We start from the raw sequence: 15,506 nt of genomic DNA on the forward strand, positions 1-15,506 counted from the left end.
CCCCGGCGCCCCAGTCACGGGGCCGCCCATCACTTGTACCCTCCCCGCCCGGAGGCTCCTGCCCATGCGCGTATCCGCTGTCCAGATCGCCGTCACCGTCGCCCTGGTGGCGTGGATGATCACCGGCTTCACCCGAGTGCCCGGTCGCTGGCTGCGCTGGAAGATGTTCTGCCGAGCCACCTTCACGGTCATCTCACTCACCGGCACCACCAAGGACGGGCGCACCGAGCCCGTGAACGTCTACGACCATCTGTCCCCGGGCAGCTTCATCCTCGGCCCTCCCCAGCTCCAGGCGATCATCGACCGCCTCACCCACAGCGGCCAGTACGACCGGATCGACGGACAAGGCCGCGTCCTGTCCGCGAGCGGTGAGCAGCCCGTGGAGGTGAGGGGCAGCCGTGTGGTTCTTTGACGCCCTCACCTCCGGGTTCCAACACCCCACCGACCCCGGACGGATCCAGTGGTTCCGGATCGTCTTCGGGAGCGTGTGCACCCTGCGGTTCGCCCTCGCCTTCGGACAGGGCGGCTGGGACCGTTTCACACCCGGGTCCCTCAGCGCTCATCTGGCAGAACAGCGCCTCGGCCCCGACAGGGCCCGCCTCCTGATCACCGTCTACCGGCCCGCACTGATCGCCCGTACGGCCGCCGCCCTCGCGCTTGCCTCCGGCATCGCCTCACGGCTGGCGCTCCTGCTGGTCCTGGCTGGGGCCGCCATGGAACTCCTCTACCTCAAGAGCCCCAACGCCGTCCGCTTCACCCTGCTGACCGGCGCCTGCCTACTGCCCGCCGGAAACCTCGGGCACGGCCTGCACGTCGAACACGACCTGAGCACGGCGAACACCTGGGCACAGTGCCTCCTCGTGCTGATCGCCACCGACATCTACTGGAACAGCGCCTGGCAGAAAATCCGCTCCCCGCAATTCCGCAGCGGGCTCTACCTCGCGCAGTGGGTGCACGTCTACACCCAGGTCAGGGACAAGCTCCCCTACCGGCGCCAATACGCCATCCCGGGCCTCGTCCGCCAGCACGCGGGCAATCTCACCGCCCGGGACGTCCACCTCTGGCGTGCGGTCGCGGTCACCGTCATCACGGCTGAGTTCGCGCTGCCTCCAGCACTGCTCATCCCGCAGACGACGCCCTACGCCATCGCAGTCGGCATCGGAATGCACGCCGCCTTCACCTGCCTCAAACCCCGCCAGCTCCTCACTTTCTCCGGCCTCACCATCGGCACCTACGTCGCCTTCGCCGCCTGACAACCGACCCGCCGGAGATCGAATCCGCAGGACGTCCCGGGACGTCCTGCCGAACATCGCCCAGCCCCGCGCCGTACGTCATAGTCTGCCGAACATGGACCTCACCCTTTGGGCCCGTGACCTGGCCAGATCCCTCCTCGCCGAGCCTCTTCCGCGGCGCTGGGCACACTCTCAGGGCGTCGCTGCAAAGGCACAGTCACTGACGGGAATCCTGAGCGACGATGCGGAACTGCTGTGGGCCGCGGCGATGCTGCATGACATCGGTTACACCCCGTCATTGGCCACGACGGGGTTCCATCCGCTGGACGGCGCCCGCTATCTGCGCGGCCGTTCGGCCACGGACGAGCGCCTGGTCCGGCTGGTCGCCAATCACTCGTACGCACTGATGGAGGCGGAAGAGCGCGGGCTACGGGAAGAGCTGGAGTCCGAGTTCCCGATCCTCGATGACGCCGAGCTGGTGGACGCTCTGGTGTACTGCGACATGACCACCACCCCGGACGGCACCCCGACCACCGTGGACGCCCGGCTGGCAGAGATCCTCACTCGGTACGACCGCGACAGCGTCGTCGGCCGGTTCATCCGCCGAGCCGATGAGGATCTCCGAGCTGCCGTATACAGGGTCGAAGCCCGCCTGATCCTAGCGGAGCAGTAAAAGCGTCTGAAGCTCAGTCGACGTGAGGGTACGCCCCCTCCAGATAGTGGGCAATCTGCCGGCGCATGGAGGGATGGATGTCGTAGGACTCCAAGTCACCCGGCAGAACCCAGCGAACACCGTCTGCTTCGTTGTTGACGGTCGGTTCGCCGCCGACAGGGCGTCCGATCACCGTCACCTCGTACGCCTGCCGAATCTCGCCGTCGGAGTAAGCGACCACGTGCTGCGGGGGCGAGTAGACGCCGAGGAGACCGGTGGGGACGGCGTCGATTCCAGTTTCCTCCTTGCACTCCCGGACCGCACACTGCGCCGGGGATTCCCCGATGTCCATGGCTCCGCCTGGAAGCGCCCACTGGCCTGTGTCTCGGCGGCGCTGCAGGAGGATCGCTCCGTCCGTCTCCTGGACGACGAGCATGTTGCATGCCGGGATCAGCGTGTTCGGCTTGGGTGCGTTCTCGTCGTACCAGTACTCCGTACGTCCCATCGCGGGCCGCGCTCCTTACATGGATTCGGGTGACCAGGGTTTTGCAGTCTCCCAGACCGCCTCGAAGCTGCCGGCGTAGTGGTCGAACCAGCCGTCGTCTCCCAGGCGTCGCAGTTCGAACAGGGGGTTGGCGCTGGCGGGCTGCCCCCAGACGTGCGGGTTGACGAGGAGTGCGTCGTCGTAGCGGAAGAGGCTGTTGTAGAGGGTCGTGTCGTGGAGGCGTACCTCGCAGCCAGGGGTACCGATCAGCTTGCGATAGTAGGTGAGGGACGCCCTGATCTTGGCGGATAGAGTGCCACCGATCCCTTCTTCCTCGTCTCGGACGGCGACCGCCTTGCCCGATGGATCGCCGAAACAGAGACGGACCCGGACCCCGGCGTCGGCGCGCTCGGCGAGCATCGCCGCCACGCGCGGGTTGGTCTGGGCGAAGAAGGTTCCGCTGAACACCAGAACGTCGATGTGCTCCTGAGCGGCCTGCAGGAGGCGGACCCAGGACTTCTGCGGGAAGCTTGCGCGGTTGGAAAACGCCGCAACCAGCTCTGCCTGCTCCGTCGGCTGCCCCTGGGCGTCGTCCTCCTCCGGCGGCCACAGATACGACTCGTCCACACCGAGGCGCTCTACAACCGCCCAGCGGTGCTTGCGGAGTGGCTGCCGCCCCAAGCTGATCCAGCGCTCGACCGTCTTGACGTCGACGTCACACGAGGCCGCAAGGTCCTCCGGGGTCACCCGTCGCTGGATCATCACCGTACGCAGCCGCTCGTTCACGTTCGCATCTTCGCAGGACGTCCTGGGACGCGGCAAGATCTTTCGGGACGCCAGGACGTCCCAAGAGGGCACTATTAACGGGCAGTTCACGATGTCTACTCTGGGCACGTGCAGCTCATTGTGCTCTGGGACGTGGACCACACCCTCGTAGACAACGCCGGCGTGAGTAAAGAGATCTACGCCAGCGCTTTCAAGGCCCTCGCGGGCAGGGAGGCCGAACTGCCTGCGCCGACGGAAGGACGCACAGACCGGGCGATCATGCGCGAGATGTTCGTTCAGCACGGTCTGCCGGTTCCCAAATGGGAGTCGGCGCAGCGGGCGCTGGAGGATGCCGGGCGTGGCCGTGAGGAGGATCTACGACGGCGGGGCCGGGTTCTGCCCGGGGTGCAGGAGGCGTTGAAGATTCTCGCGGCGGACGTCGAGATCTGTTCCTCCGTCCTCACCGGCAATATCTCCGCGAATGCGCACGTCAAGCTGGGAGCATTCGGGCTCGACAGCCTGCTCGACATGTCGGTGGGCGGGTATGGGGAGGACAGCGAGGACCGTGCCCGTCTCGTCGATACTGCACGGGCTCGGATTCACGCCGCCCACGGCGTGGCGACGACCACGCCAACCACGCTGATCGGCGACACGCCTCGTGACGTGCGTGCTGCGCATGACGCCGAGGCACTCTGTATCGCTGTCGCCTCCGGGATCCATTCAGCGGCGGAGCTCCGTGCCGCCGGCGCCGACCTCGTCGTTCCGGACCTGACGGACACGGAGGGTCTACTCACCCATCTGCAGGCCGCGCTGGCCTGAGCCAGCCTGCCTCTGAAGGAGGACGCTGTCGGTGACCTTGGCGTGAACAATGCCGCCAGCAGACAGCAATGCCATGGATTCGAGGGCGGGTTCAGAGTGCGCAAGCTAGGACGAGGGAACCGGACACCGTGGTAGGTCATGGGCGCAGGGCGTAACAGCGCGAGCACCGAGTTCACGCCCTCAAGGATGGGCTCGCGCAGAGCAAGGCGCGGGCTGGAACGTCCAATCGGATGCACGGACTACACCCTCCACTGCATGACCGACGGCTGGAAGGATGGACCAGCTTGACGGCCAGCTTCACATTGACTGCACGGGTCGTGTTCCGCCGACGGGTATGCAATCTCTCCTGCAGCGGTGAGGCCGGGTGTCGACAGCCGGGGCGATGCTTCCGCTGCTTCCCAAGAGAGGGCAAGATCTGGGCCATGCGCATTCTCGTCATAGGCGGAACCTGGTTCCTGGGCAAGTCCATCACGGAACGAGCACTCGGCCGGGGGTGGGAGGTCACGACCTTCAACCGCGGGCGGTCAGGCCCCGACGTTGAAGGCGTACAGCCGGTCCATGGCGACCGTACGGTACAGGGGGACCTCGACCGGCTCACCAGGCACGGCCCATGGGATGCGGTAATCGACACGTCCAGCTCTGACCTCGCACCTCGTGAAGTCCTCCTGGCCACCACCGCGCTCCGGGACGCGGCCCGTCGGTGGGTCCACATCTCCACCGTGTCCGTGTACGAGGGGTGGCCGCACCAGCCATTGACGGATACCTCACCCCTGCTGGAGTGCCCCGCGGACGCGGACGAGACGTACGGGTACACGGGCAAGGACGGGAGCCCGACGGCCTATGGGTTCAAGAAGGCCGGCGGGGAACGTGCAGTGTCGGAGGCTTTCGCGGAGGCGGCCGTCTTCCTCCGACCGGGTGTGATCCTTGGCCCCGGTGAGTACGTGGGTCGCCTCCCCTGGTGGCTCAACCGGACCAAGCGAGGAGGGCGCATCGTGGCCCCGGCTCCAGCCGAGCAGCGCATCCAACCGGTAGACGTACGGGACGTCGCCGAGTTCGCGCTCGATCTCGCCGGGAGCACGACGAGCGGCGGGTACAACGTCGCCCACCCCGAGGGAATCAGCTTCGCTGACTTCCTCGGCGAATGCCTCAGCGTCACAGACAGCACTGGAACTCCGGTATGGGTAGCACCGGAGGTCCTGATTCAGCAGGGCGTAGAGCAGTGGACGGAGTTGCCGTTGTGGCGCACACACGCTGGCGTGTGGTCCGTGGACGCCGGACGTGCCGTAGCCGATGGGCTGCGCTGCCGCCCTGTCGTTGAGACGATCCGAGATACTTGGGCGTGGCTCGCCCGGGACGGGCGTCCCGTGGACCACCCGAGATGGGCAGAGCACGGGATCGCCCCGGAGAAGGAGGCGAAGATCCTCGCCTCGCTGTGATCAGGCTTCGAGCGCGAGCAGCCCAACGTGCGGGCCGATCTGGTGTGGTGGGGAGAGGCGGTTGAAGTCCTCAATCTGCTCGCGGAGTTGTCCGGCAAGCTGCGCACCGTGATAGGTCGGCCGTGAAAGGTGGCGTTGGATGCGCGCCGTGCGGACCACGATGCCCGTCATCCGACGGTCGCTCGGGATTTCCCACACCGGCGCCAAGGCTTCGGCTGCTCCCTCGACGTCATCAGCGAGGAGGCGTGCCATCGCCAAGTCGGCCGCCGCGCTGCCCAGGACGTGCGCGGACTGCGCGTCCCGCGCCCGTTGCCCATGAAGGGTGAGCGCCTGGCGTGCGGCGGCTTCGGCCTGGCCGCTGTCGCCGATGATGAGCGCGGTCGTGCTGTTGGACATAGCCAGCCGCTCGACGGTGAAGCCGAACTCGCCGCCCACCGTGTCGTGGAGCTCGTCCACTCGGTCGCGGCCGACCTCCTCGGAGAGACGGATGGCGTGCTGCGCGGATGAGATGTCGCCGATGTGAGCGTAAGCGCGGGCCTGAATCGCGTGGAGCCGTCGTTGCGCGACGTCGCCGAGTCCTCCGTAGGACAAGGCACGGTCGGCTTTGGTCACGGCCTCGGTGTGGTTGCCCGCGTGGTAGGCGATGTACGCCAGGGATCCGTCGGCGAACGCCCGCAACGGGGAGAACCGGGTGGTCTCTCCGAACATGGCGGCGGTGCGGGCGAATGTCCGCGCGTGGCGTAGGTAGCCGAGATCGAAGGCCGCTGCAGACAGCAGCGCCGCGACCTGGCCACTGAGAATCATCAGTGCCTGGAGCTGCGCGGGCACCTGCGTGCGGTCCCTCTGATCCTCGACCCTCGTCCGCAGGGCGTCGGCCTCCTCGAAAGCCCTCACCGGCGCGAGACGGTGGTACCTCTGGGCGAGGGTGACGACCTGGTCGTGGAGCTCTTCGACGGTGTTGTCAGAGATGGACATGCCGGCGGTCGCGTCGGCGGACTCATGGGCATCATTTGCGGTCATTGCGATTCGTTCTTCCAGATCCAGGTCGTATGCGGGTACCTGGGAGTCGATGACCTCAGACGGGTGCGCAAACAGTTGCTGAGCTGTGTAACCGGGGAACATGCGCTCAAGGACCGCGCACGCTTCCGGCCCGGGTAGGCCCACGAGCCTGCCACCCGTCCACTTGCGGAACTGAGGCTCGCCGACGGTCGGATTGTTCGAGTTGCGGCCGAACAACTTGACCCCGGTGTCGGTGAACCGCTCGTTGAACTTGCGGTAGGTCAGCCGTTCCCGGTCACACAGCACTTTCAGCAGTGTGCTCGGTTGACCGCTCATACCGCCTCCGTCTCCGGTGCCGTTCAACTTGCACGTCCGTGGATCGATCCCTTCTCGGGAAGGGGATACCGCCGACGTCCATCGTGGCAACACGCCCTGCAAAGAAGCGACTTCAAAGCTACCCCGAGACTATGTCCGTCACTCAGAAGTGCCCCAGAGGCAACGTCCTAGGGCATGGCGGAGCTACGGGCTGCAGGAGAACCCTGATCGACAACCCTCGCTGAGAGTGCACGTCGAGGCACAATCTGATTCAGGGAGTCCCTCAGTGAACCCGCCCACGCAGCGCACCGCGTCCCTCGCTATCGCAGCGGACACGTGCACGACCGAGGCCCGAACGGGCCCCACCCCCGACGGTCCGACGGCCAAGCACAGTCCCGGCAACAAGGCGACGGGCGTTCTGGTTCCGCTCCCGATCCGTGTCCCAAATGAGCTCCCATGGGCGTGGAGGACATCCCTTGCTGCCACCTTCGGGGCCGGCCCGAACGCACGGCTCCGTATCCGTCCCCGCCTCACGGTGGCGGCATGGGCTGGGGACGTCGACGCCGCAGCCCAGATCACCGACAAGTTGATGGACAACGCAGTGAGACACGCACAGCCGTTCCAGGACGGTAAATATCCGCTGCGCGCGTTCATTCTGCCTACGAACGAACTCGTCGTTGAAGTGGAGGACCAGACCCCTGAGTTCCCGAATTTCGCCGGCGCGATCGCCTGGGAGCCGACGGACGAGGACGTTCCTCCCCGGGGTTTGTGGTGGGTCCGGCGCTACGGAGGCCGCCTCTCCTATGCCCTATTGAAGGACGGCGCCGGGCAGGCCGTGGGGAAGACCGTTCAGGTCCTGCTCCCGGCAATGCCGGAGGTGTCCGCGTGCTCCTGACCCAGGTCCCTTGGTGCACGGTTGCCTCGAACAAGGAGAATCGGGAGGTCAGCCCGGCTGAGCTCCCTCGTTTAGTCGCTCAGCTGGCTTCTTCGCCTGCCGCGCCTGCGCAGCTGCTGCTCAGACGCGTAGCGGAGCCGAGATCCAGAGGCCACTGGAAAGCAGTAGCGAGGCGGGAGAGCGTAGCCAGGTGGCGGACCCTCGACCTTCGCCGCCGTGACGCAACGGAACCGTTTGCGCAACAGAGCGCCCTTCCAGTCGGTCCACCGTGTGCGTCCCGACGTAACGGCGCCGAATGCCGCGCGCTCTCCCACACCGCTCACCTGGGAGACCGTCGATGAGCCCCGCCACAGCCGTCGCGCCGGCCTCCCCTGAGGCGCTGCTGCAGACCTCGCGGGCCTTCGACATGGCCTTCGCCCCCGGCCCAGCCTGCGCAAGCCAGGCACGCCGGACTACCCGAGCCTTCCTTCGCCTGTGGAACGTGAACGGCGAACTGGCAGAGAACATCGTGCTCGCCGTCTCCGAGCTGGTCACCAACGCCTTCGAGCACGGGACCGGCGACATGGGACTCCGGGTCTGGTACCCCGGCGACGAATTGCGGATCGAGGTCACTGACGACAATCCCGCCCCAGCCGAACTACGCGTCGCTGGCAGTGAGGCTGTGTCGGGCCGGGGCCTGTTCCTCGTTGCCGTCCTTGCACGGAATTGGGGCGTCAGCGCAGACGGCAGGACGACATGGTGCGTCTTCCGCGTACCTGCGGGGAGGCCGTGATGACCGTTCATGCGGTCAGCGGGACGTCCCAGGACGTCCTGACCGGGTCCCGCGAGGCGGTACCGGTGTCTCCACACCACTTGGACGATGCCCATGTAGCACGCCGCGCCGTGTCTCATCTGAACGAACCGCCCTTGTCGGCGAGCGGCGGCTCGAACAGCCTCGGCGGCTCCTCCGCGGGAACCGCCGAGGCAGAGCTTCGACCCTCGCCGACTTCAGATCCAGACAATGGAGTTGCCCCAATGCCCCACTGCGTGACCGCGATCGCCAAGATCTGCGCTGAACAAGCAGTCAGCTTGTCCTGGCTCGACGGACCATTACATGAACTCCCCAGCAACTCAGATGCTGTTCTGGCGACTTTTGCCTCTGAACCAGCGTTTCTCGCATCGCAAACGGGCTGTCGCCGTGACGTGACCGAACAGTCCCTTGCTCCCGATGCCTCCCTCAGCGAGGACCCAGACGAGCGCTACAACCAGATACTCCTCATGCGCGGGTACCTAATGACGCTCCTCGGGGCAGCACGTCCCGCACATGAGGGCGACCGAGCCTCCGACCAGAGCGAACTGGTCGTGCGGGTGCGGGCCCTGCTTGGTGTGGAGATTCCGGGGGACGCCGTGCGCGCGGCGGCGTTACACCGGGACATGGACAAGGCCGTTCGGGAGTTGCTCACATCGCTTCCTGACAACGATGGCCGTCACGAAGCTACCGGGCCCCGGGCCCTGACGGTGCCCGCTGGCTTCGACTCGACGCGCATTCGTGAAGCCAGCCGTACGGCGAAGTCGTGGAAGCAGGCCCGGGTTTACCCGCATCCCCGCACCCTTGCAGCGGTCACGCATGCCCTCAGCGGCCACATCACAGCACTCGTCCCGTACGTCACGATCTATTCGGAATTCCTTGCCACCGAGAGCCCTGCGCAGATCACGTGTTGCGGGGCGATTGAACGCGCCCAGGAAGCACGCGACGCCCCCGTGGGAGAGGGCCTCGTCGCAGCGAGTGAGCACGCGTTCCGTCTCGCTGTCCACGTGGAGGTACTGCTGCAGTACGCGGAGCAGTACCGCGAGCAGAGCGGGGAGCGGCATGCCTCGGTCTGATCTCGCTGCTTACTCCGCTCGCGTTCACAGCCCTGCTGCCTCTCCACCCACGCCGACCACACGCCCGGAGGAGCATTCTCCGGGGCGCATGCGACGTGGCTTACGGGAAGCCCGCAGGCACTGGGGTGCCCTCTGCCTCGCCGCCGCTATCAGCGTGCCCACTGTCTGGGTCCTGACCGTGCTCGTCATGCAGCTCTGCGCCGGACCGTAGCTCCCCGCCAGGACCAGATCCGGAGCCCGCCTCTCGAAGACCGTGTCACACCAAACCACCGAAGGAGCATGACCATGCCGGCCCCGGACGGGACCCTCACGCCATCGCTTTCAGCCCAGGAGCGGGAGGCCCTATTGGGCATCGCCCGGGGAAAGACGACCGCGGAGACGGCAGCCGACATGGGCGTGTCCGAGAGCACTGTCAAGACGTACCTCATCCGGATTGGCGGGAAGCTTGGGACCCTCGAACGCGCCGCCATGGTGAACCTCGCCTACCGCCACCACCACTTGGACACCCCCTCCCCCGTGGACAGCAAAGTCCAACTTCCTACCGAACAGCGCGCGGTCCTCGACAGGCTGGCGGGCGGCAGGACCGTCGAGGAGATGGCGGCCGACGAGCAGCGTCCGTTGTCCGACGTCCGCAAGGACGCGCGGCGCATGCTGCGAGGGCTGGGCGCTTCCTCGGCCGCGCACGCGATCACGCGTGGCTGGCAGCTCGGCTTTCTTGGTACTGCGGCCGGTGCCGAGGGCAGCCGCGACATCGCTGCCATGGCAGGTTCGGCATGAACGCCGGTACCGGGGCAGGCAGTCTGCAGCCGTGCGCTGGTGGCGTCCGCCGGCATACTGGGGACGCGTTCTCCTGTGACCGCCGCCAGGACTTCGTGCCCTCCGTGATCCGTACGCACCGCGGTGGCCGTTGGCGTCGGGTAGATCGGACGAAGAACTCTGGGGAGTGGGGGAAGTTCGTCCACCGCGACGAGATGGTCGTCTTCGATGTGGACGATGGTCAGGAGGGCGGTCCCGGCCTGGTCACCGGCGCGCTCCCGAGCGTCCCGGACGCCGTAGCGCGCCTGGCGGCCCTCGCTCCCGCGAAAGCAATGACCGCCGTTGCCGAGATCGGTACGGACTGCGGGTGGACGGCCGCCTTGCTGGCCCACCATCTTCAGGGTGGTCGGGTCGTCACGCTCGCCGACACAGACCGCCTCGCCGATATCGCACGGCAACACCTGGAGCACTACCCGCAGGTAGAGGTGGTGAGCAGGGCAGAGGGCGGAGTGCTGGGGCCGGTGGGGTCGTTTGGCGGACTCCTGTCCCATCGCGCTGTGCAGCGTGTTCCCTGGCAGTGGGTCACCCTCGTACGTCCCGGTGGCCAGTTGTGTCTGCCGGTGCGTACCGGTCTCAGCGGCTCCAGCACGCTGCTCACGCTGCAGGTGGCGCGGGACGGGCTGTCAGCCAGCGGCCGCTTCCTTACCGGCCCGGCGGTGCAGGCGTTGTGGCTGCGCGAGCAGCGCCCCGGCGTCGGGACACGTGTCGAGCCGCAGAAGTCCCCGCGCACCTCGGCGGCGCCGGGTACGACGCGGGCACCCCTGTGGCCCGCCGCACGGCTGTTCTCCGGCCTCCTCCAGCCCGATCTTCAGATGGAGCTGGTGCGGGGGGCCGCGCAGCTTGAGGGGGATGTCGCCGACCGTCTCCGCATCCATGACCATCAGGCATCGCGGGCAGTGATCTTCCTCTGGGACCCTGGCAGCATCTACGAGTGGGGGCCGCGTGACCTCGGCACCGTCTTGTTCAACGCACTCGCACAGTGGCATGCGGCCGGGGAGCCGAAGCTCGGACAGCTGGGTATGACGGTCACCAAGACCGAGCACACGCTGTGGCTCGGCGCTCCCGACGGCCCGTCGTGGCAGCTGCCCGACCTCGACGGGTCCAGCGGCGGGAAGGAGCGTCATGCGCGCTGACCACCCGATGCTCCTGGCCCGTCCCGACTCGCTGGGCGGGAAGCAGGTCAACTCGCTGTCCGGGCCGTCGAGAGCCCGAATCCACAACTACCTGCTTGGCGGGCGGGACAACTACGCCTCAGACCGGGAGGTGGCCCTCCAGGTCACCGGCGAAATGCCGTTCCTGGAGAACGCCGTCCGCCACGAGCGCATGTATGTGCTGCTGATGGTGCAGGCCCTAGCCATCGCCGGCATCCGGCAGTTGGTCGACTTCGGCTGCGGAATGCCGCACTCCCCTAACCCTGTGGACGTCATCGCCCGGGTGCATCGGGACGTGCGCGCCGTCTGTATCGACAACGACGTACTGGTCCACGCCCACACCAACGCCCTGTTGAAGGCCAGCGCGCCGGCCTCCTTCGCACACGTGTGTGCCGATATCCGCGACCCCGACGCCGTGCTGGCGTCGCCGGAGATGGCGACGATCAACTGGCGCGAACCGGTCATCCTGCTGTTCGGAGGCGTGCTCCAGCACATCGACGACACACCGGATCGCCCCCTGCCGGTGCTCGTCAACCCCTACAAGGAGGCCGCTGCCTTTGGCAGTGCCCTCGTCGTCACCCATGCCACGGCCGACTTCGACAGGGAACCCGCCCTCAACGCCGCCCAGGCCATGACGGCCGCCGGCTGCCCGCACTACCCGCGGACGAGGGAGCAGATCACTTCGCTGTTCGACGCCTGGCAGCTGGTTCCTCCGGGACTAGCCGAGCCCCAAGCGATGGCACTTCAGTATCCAGTCCCGCAGCAGGCCGCGTCGTACGCGGGCATGGCCCGGAAGGAGGCCGTGCATGACTGAGCTGCGCACGGCGTCTGGCGCATTCCGAGCGGTGCCCCTACGCCGCCGGGGCGTTCCCCCGATAGACTTGATCATGTCCGGAAACGGGCACCCGGGCGTCGCGGTCACTGACGCTGGACGTCACGTCTGCACCCCGGAGATCCTCATGCCCAACACCCGTGGGTTCCCACGCGTTCCCGTAAACCCCTGTTGGGGGCCATGGGCCAGCACCACGCCCTGCTACACGGACGCGAGCCAAAATCGGCCTCGCCCCCGTCTGGCAGGTCGGCGGTGAACGGGCCGAGAGACTCGCAGCGGCGCGGGGACGATAAGCCACATGTCGAGTTCGTATCCGCCGCACTGCTCGCAGGCTTCGGCGCGCGCCGCCGCAGCCACGTCGTACTGCTGTGGACGCCGAACGTCGAACCGGTACCGGGCAGCCTGCGCGCGTACGAAAGCAGCAACGACTTCTGGCACGCCCTGGTCATGGCCGGCTTCCATACCGGCATCCCGGCGCCCACCCGCTGGTGCTCGTACCACACCACCCCCTTCCGGCCGGAGCGACGGCTTCAGGAGCCCCACCGCGTGCTCTCTCTGTTCCAGGAGCCGGACGTGGTCGGCGGGGTCCCGGCCAACTGGAACTCGATCAGCGGCGACCGCCGCCCAGACGGCTCGTACTACGACCCCGATCCCTACCTGGGCCGTGATCACCGCAAGCTGCGCTACCAGGTCATCTTCGACCCCAAAGACGCCGATGCGCCGAAGGTCACGGACTGGCGAGCCGGGGAGTTCCTGCGGCGCAAGCCCGGCGGGCTGCACGATCCCGCCGCAGTCCTGGACACGCGGTGGCAGTGGTCGTGCGGGCACTGGGTCGACGCCAAGGGCAAGCCCGACGACTTCGGTCGCCGACGCATCAACACCCTCCGCGTCACGGAGAACGTCGCCGCCACCACTCGCGCACACACCACCCACTACGGGCTTGGCGTCGGGGCTCTGTATAGGTTGGAGGCGGCAGCAGCATGAGGGCGTTCATGAGTACCGGCCGACGATGGCGTGCCGAAGGCGCTCCCGCCGAGGACAGCGTCCGCCCGCATGTGCTGTGGCTGCCACCGGTCGAGGTGATCGACTACTTCCGGCAGGTACGAGACGTCCTCGCCCCGTACGAGGACATCGTGGCCCCGGTCACCGACGACGACCTGCACTGGACTATCCAGGGCGCCTTGTCACATGACTACGCCGATGAGCGCGTCGGTCCCCGGCAGCTCAAGGACACTACCGAAGCTCTTCGGGTAGATCTGGCCGAGCAGGAGCCGTTCACAATCGACATCGGACCGGTCGCGCTCAGCCGCAGCGCCGTCCTCGCCCGCGTCTGGCCCCATGACGCCCCCTCGAACCCGCCGCTGCACCTGAATCTGCGAGTCCGAGCCGGCCTGGCGAACGCCGGCCTGGTCCTGCCCGAGGCCACCGAAATGTACTTCCCCCACATGTCGGCCGCCTACGGGAAGGTCGACACCCACTACCTCAACCAGATGGACCGGGCAGACGCCCTCGCCTCAGCCCTGCTGCGCCACGCCCGCCATCACGTGACCGTGCGCGTCACGTCTGTGTGGCTGGTGATGGAAACCCAGCATCCCGACCGCCACACCTACACCTTCGAACGGATTCAGGAGCTGCCCCTGGGGCGCTGAACAACAGCCGGCGTCCGACAGCCGGCATCCATCGCCGAACGACCCTGCAGTTGGCGCCGCCGCCGGAGGCGAAGCGCACGAAGCCCCCCGTAAGGAACCCCCTCTATGACCGATGTGACCGAGACTCCCGACGAGGCCACCCGGCTCCGCAACAAGGTCGTCGACCAGCTCAAGGAGGACGGCACAATCGTGTCGCCCGCGGTCGAGGCCGCCATGCGCAAGGTGCCCCGGCACCTGGCCGTGCCCGAGGCGCCGCTCAGCGACGCGTACAGCACGTACGACGCCGTGATCACACAGGAGGATGAGCACGGTAACCACACCAGCTCGGTGTCGGCTCCGCAGATCCAGGCAATGCAGCTGGAGCAGGCCGGGATCCGCCCGGGCGACAACGTGCTGGAGATCGGCACCAACGGGCCGAACGCCGCCTACCTCGCGGAGCTGGTCGGGCCCACCGGTCAGGTCACCACCGTCGACATCGACCCCTCGCCCGCCGACCGCGCCCGGCGCTTCCTCACCGAGACCGGCTACACGAGCGTCAACGTCGTCGTCGCCGACGCCGAGAACGGCGTCCCCGAACACGCCCCCTACGACGCGATCGTGGTGACGGTCGGCGCCTGGGACATCCCGCCCGCTTGGATCGACCAGCTCAAGAACAACGGCCGACTCGTCGTGCCGCTGCGCGTCAACGGCCTGACCCGCACGTACGAGTTCATCCGGCAGGCTGACCACCTCGTCGCCACCAGCGCCCACGTGTGCGGTTTCGTCGCGGCGCAAGGCGCCGGTAGCCACACACAGCAGGTCATGCAGATCCCCGGAGAAGAGGGCGCCACGCTGCGCTTCGACGAGGGCCTGCCCGCCAACCCCTCTCTACTGGACGGCGTCCTGAACAGCGCCCGCGCCGAGACGTGGACCGGGGTGACCGTCGCCAGCCAGGAGCCCATCGGCAGCCTCCAGATGTACCTGTCCACACAGGTCCCCACGTTCTCCTTCATGTCCACCAAGCCCGATCAGGCCAGCGGCAAGATCGGCCCCACGGGCAACAGCTGGTCCATGGTCGCCATCGACGGGCCGAACTTCGCCTACACCGTCGTGCGCCGCGACACCGAGAGGAAGACCGCAGAGTACGGCATCCACGCCTTCGGGCCCGACGCGGCCGAATTCGCCGAGCGAATCGCCGACATCTTCCGCACCTGGAGCGAAAAGGTCCGCGGCGCTGACGGCCCGCACGTCGCCGTCTACCCGGCGGGCACACCCGATGACCGGATCACCGGCGACCGGATCATCGACAAACGACACAGCCGGATTTCGATCTCCTGGCCGACCGTCTGAACTGCGGCACAGGCCAGGGCGTTCTGCAGCATCCCACCGGACAAAGAGAGTGATCACATGACCACTGCCGTACTCGACCACCCCACCGCCCCGGCCGAGCTTCCGGCCGACGGACTCGCCGACGACGACTTCGAGCTCGACATCAAGGTCGTCATCTCCGAGAGCCCCTTCACCGTCCTCATGTGCCCCACCAGCGACGGCTGCGGCAACACCTGCGTGAACGGGGCCAGCGCCTGCCAGTCCTCCATCGAGGACGCCGCCTGACAACC

Annotated in this window: 18 protein-coding genes; 15 read left to right on the forward strand and 3 right to left on the reverse strand. The window is 67.3% G+C overall.

Features of this window, described 5'->3' with window-relative positions; all coding sequences use genetic code 11:
• Positions 1 to 64: 64 nt before the first annotated feature.
• The 3 genes from ABZ928_RS41095 (at position 65) to ABZ928_RS41105 (ending at position 1,905) form a co-directional block, all read left to right on the forward strand.
• Entirely contained in the window at positions 65 to 412 is a 348-nt protein-coding gene (locus ABZ928_RS41095) for a hypothetical protein (RefSeq protein WP_361530759.1), read from the forward strand.
• On the forward strand, positions 399 to 1,253 hold the full coding sequence (locus tag ABZ928_RS41100) for a hypothetical protein (RefSeq protein ID WP_361530762.1): 855 nt from the start codon (positions 399 to 401) through the stop codon (positions 1,251 to 1,253). Before ABZ928_RS41095 ends, ABZ928_RS41100 begins: the two co-directional genes overlap by 14 nt.
• Before the next feature lie 94 nt (positions 1,254 to 1,347).
• A complete protein-coding gene (locus ABZ928_RS41105; protein ID WP_361530765.1) occupies positions 1,348 to 1,905 on the forward strand; it encodes an HD domain-containing protein in 558 nt (185 codons plus the stop codon).
• A gap of 13 nt (positions 1,906 to 1,918) precedes the next feature.
• Here ABZ928_RS41105 and ABZ928_RS41110 read toward each other — a convergent pair whose 3' ends face one another.
• Together ABZ928_RS41110 and ABZ928_RS41115 are read right to left on the reverse strand one after the other, a co-directional pair.
• Positions 1,919 to 2,389, reverse strand: a complete 471-nt coding sequence (locus tag ABZ928_RS41110; RefSeq protein ID WP_361530768.1) for an NUDIX domain-containing protein — start codon at positions 2,387 to 2,389, stop codon at positions 1,919 to 1,921.
• Between the two features lie 15 nt (positions 2,390 to 2,404).
• Entirely contained in the window at positions 2,405 to 3,154 is a 750-nt protein-coding gene (locus ABZ928_RS41115; protein WP_361530771.1) for an XRE family transcriptional regulator, read from the reverse strand.
• Between the two features lie 108 nt (positions 3,155 to 3,262).
• Here ABZ928_RS41115 and ABZ928_RS41120 point away from each other — a divergent pair, with 108 nt between their 5' ends.
• Both ABZ928_RS41120 and ABZ928_RS41125 read left to right on the forward strand, forming a co-directional pair.
• Complete coding sequence (locus ABZ928_RS41120) at positions 3,263 to 3,952, forward strand: HAD hydrolase-like protein (RefSeq protein ID WP_361530774.1); 690 nt, start codon at positions 3,263 to 3,265, stop codon at positions 3,950 to 3,952.
• A gap of 422 nt (positions 3,953 to 4,374) precedes the next feature.
• A complete protein-coding gene (locus ABZ928_RS41125; RefSeq protein WP_361531241.1) occupies positions 4,375 to 5,388 on the forward strand; it encodes an NAD-dependent epimerase/dehydratase family protein in 1,014 nt (337 codons plus the stop codon).
• On the opposite strand, the gene ABZ928_RS41130 is transcribed toward ABZ928_RS41125, so the two are convergent.
• Complete coding sequence (locus tag ABZ928_RS41130; RefSeq protein WP_361530777.1) at positions 5,389 to 6,723, reverse strand: DNA-binding protein; 1,335 nt, start codon at positions 6,721 to 6,723, stop codon at positions 5,389 to 5,391.
• 568 nt (positions 6,724 to 7,291) lie between these two features.
• On the opposite strand from ABZ928_RS41130, the gene ABZ928_RS41135 reads away from it, so the two are divergent.
• From ABZ928_RS41135 to ABZ928_RS41180, 10 genes are all read left to right on the forward strand, one after another.
• Positions 7,292 to 7,597 carry a hypothetical protein gene (locus ABZ928_RS41135; protein ID WP_361530780.1) on the forward strand — a complete coding sequence of 102 codons (306 nt, stop codon included), beginning with the start codon at positions 7,292 to 7,294 and terminating at the stop codon, positions 7,595 to 7,597.
• A gap of 337 nt (positions 7,598 to 7,934) precedes the next feature.
• Positions 7,935 to 8,369, forward strand: a complete 435-nt coding sequence (locus tag ABZ928_RS41140; RefSeq protein ID WP_361530783.1) for an ATP-binding protein — start codon at positions 7,935 to 7,937, stop codon at positions 8,367 to 8,369.
• Positions 8,370 to 8,623: 254 nt separating this feature from the next.
• A complete protein-coding gene (locus ABZ928_RS41145) occupies positions 8,624 to 9,460 on the forward strand; it encodes a DUF6415 family natural product biosynthesis protein (RefSeq protein ID WP_361530786.1) in 837 nt (278 codons plus the stop codon).
• Positions 9,461 to 9,739: 279 nt separating this feature from the next.
• On the forward strand, positions 9,740 to 10,237 hold the full coding sequence (locus ABZ928_RS41150) for a helix-turn-helix transcriptional regulator (protein WP_361530789.1): 498 nt from the start codon (positions 9,740 to 9,742) through the stop codon (positions 10,235 to 10,237).
• A 194-nt stretch (positions 10,238 to 10,431) separates the two neighbouring features.
• Positions 10,432 to 11,409, forward strand: a complete 978-nt coding sequence (locus ABZ928_RS41155; protein WP_361530792.1) for a methyltransferase — start codon at positions 10,432 to 10,434, stop codon at positions 11,407 to 11,409.
• Entirely contained in the window at positions 11,399 to 12,241 is an 843-nt protein-coding gene (locus ABZ928_RS41160; protein ID WP_361530795.1) for an SAM-dependent methyltransferase, read from the forward strand. The genes ABZ928_RS41155 and ABZ928_RS41160 overlap by 11 nt, the downstream gene beginning before the upstream one ends.
• Positions 12,242 to 12,511: 270 nt before the next feature.
• Positions 12,512 to 13,243, forward strand: a complete 732-nt coding sequence (locus ABZ928_RS41165) for a hypothetical protein (protein ID WP_361530798.1) — start codon at positions 12,512 to 12,514, stop codon at positions 13,241 to 13,243.
• 8 nt (positions 13,244 to 13,251) lie between these two features.
• Entirely contained in the window at positions 13,252 to 13,908 is a 657-nt protein-coding gene (locus ABZ928_RS41170) for a hypothetical protein (RefSeq protein ID WP_361530801.1), read from the forward strand.
• 105 nt (positions 13,909 to 14,013) lie between these two features.
• Positions 14,014 to 15,237, forward strand: coding sequence for a methyltransferase, FxLD system (gene fxlM / locus ABZ928_RS41175; RefSeq protein ID WP_361530804.1), 1,224 nt, complete (start codon positions 14,014 to 14,016; stop codon positions 15,235 to 15,237).
• 57 nt (positions 15,238 to 15,294) lie between these two features.
• The gene (locus ABZ928_RS41180; RefSeq protein WP_361530807.1) at positions 15,295 to 15,501 is read left to right on the forward strand and encodes an FxLD family lanthipeptide; all 207 of its coding nucleotides are present in this window, start codon (positions 15,295 to 15,297) and stop codon (positions 15,499 to 15,501) included.
• The last annotated feature ends 5 nt before the right edge of the window (positions 15,502 to 15,506 follow it).

The sequence above is a fragment of the Streptomyces sp. NPDC046909 genome, assembly GCF_040644695.1.
Taxonomy (GTDB): Bacteria; Actinomycetota; Actinomycetes; order Streptomycetales; family Streptomycetaceae; genus Streptomyces.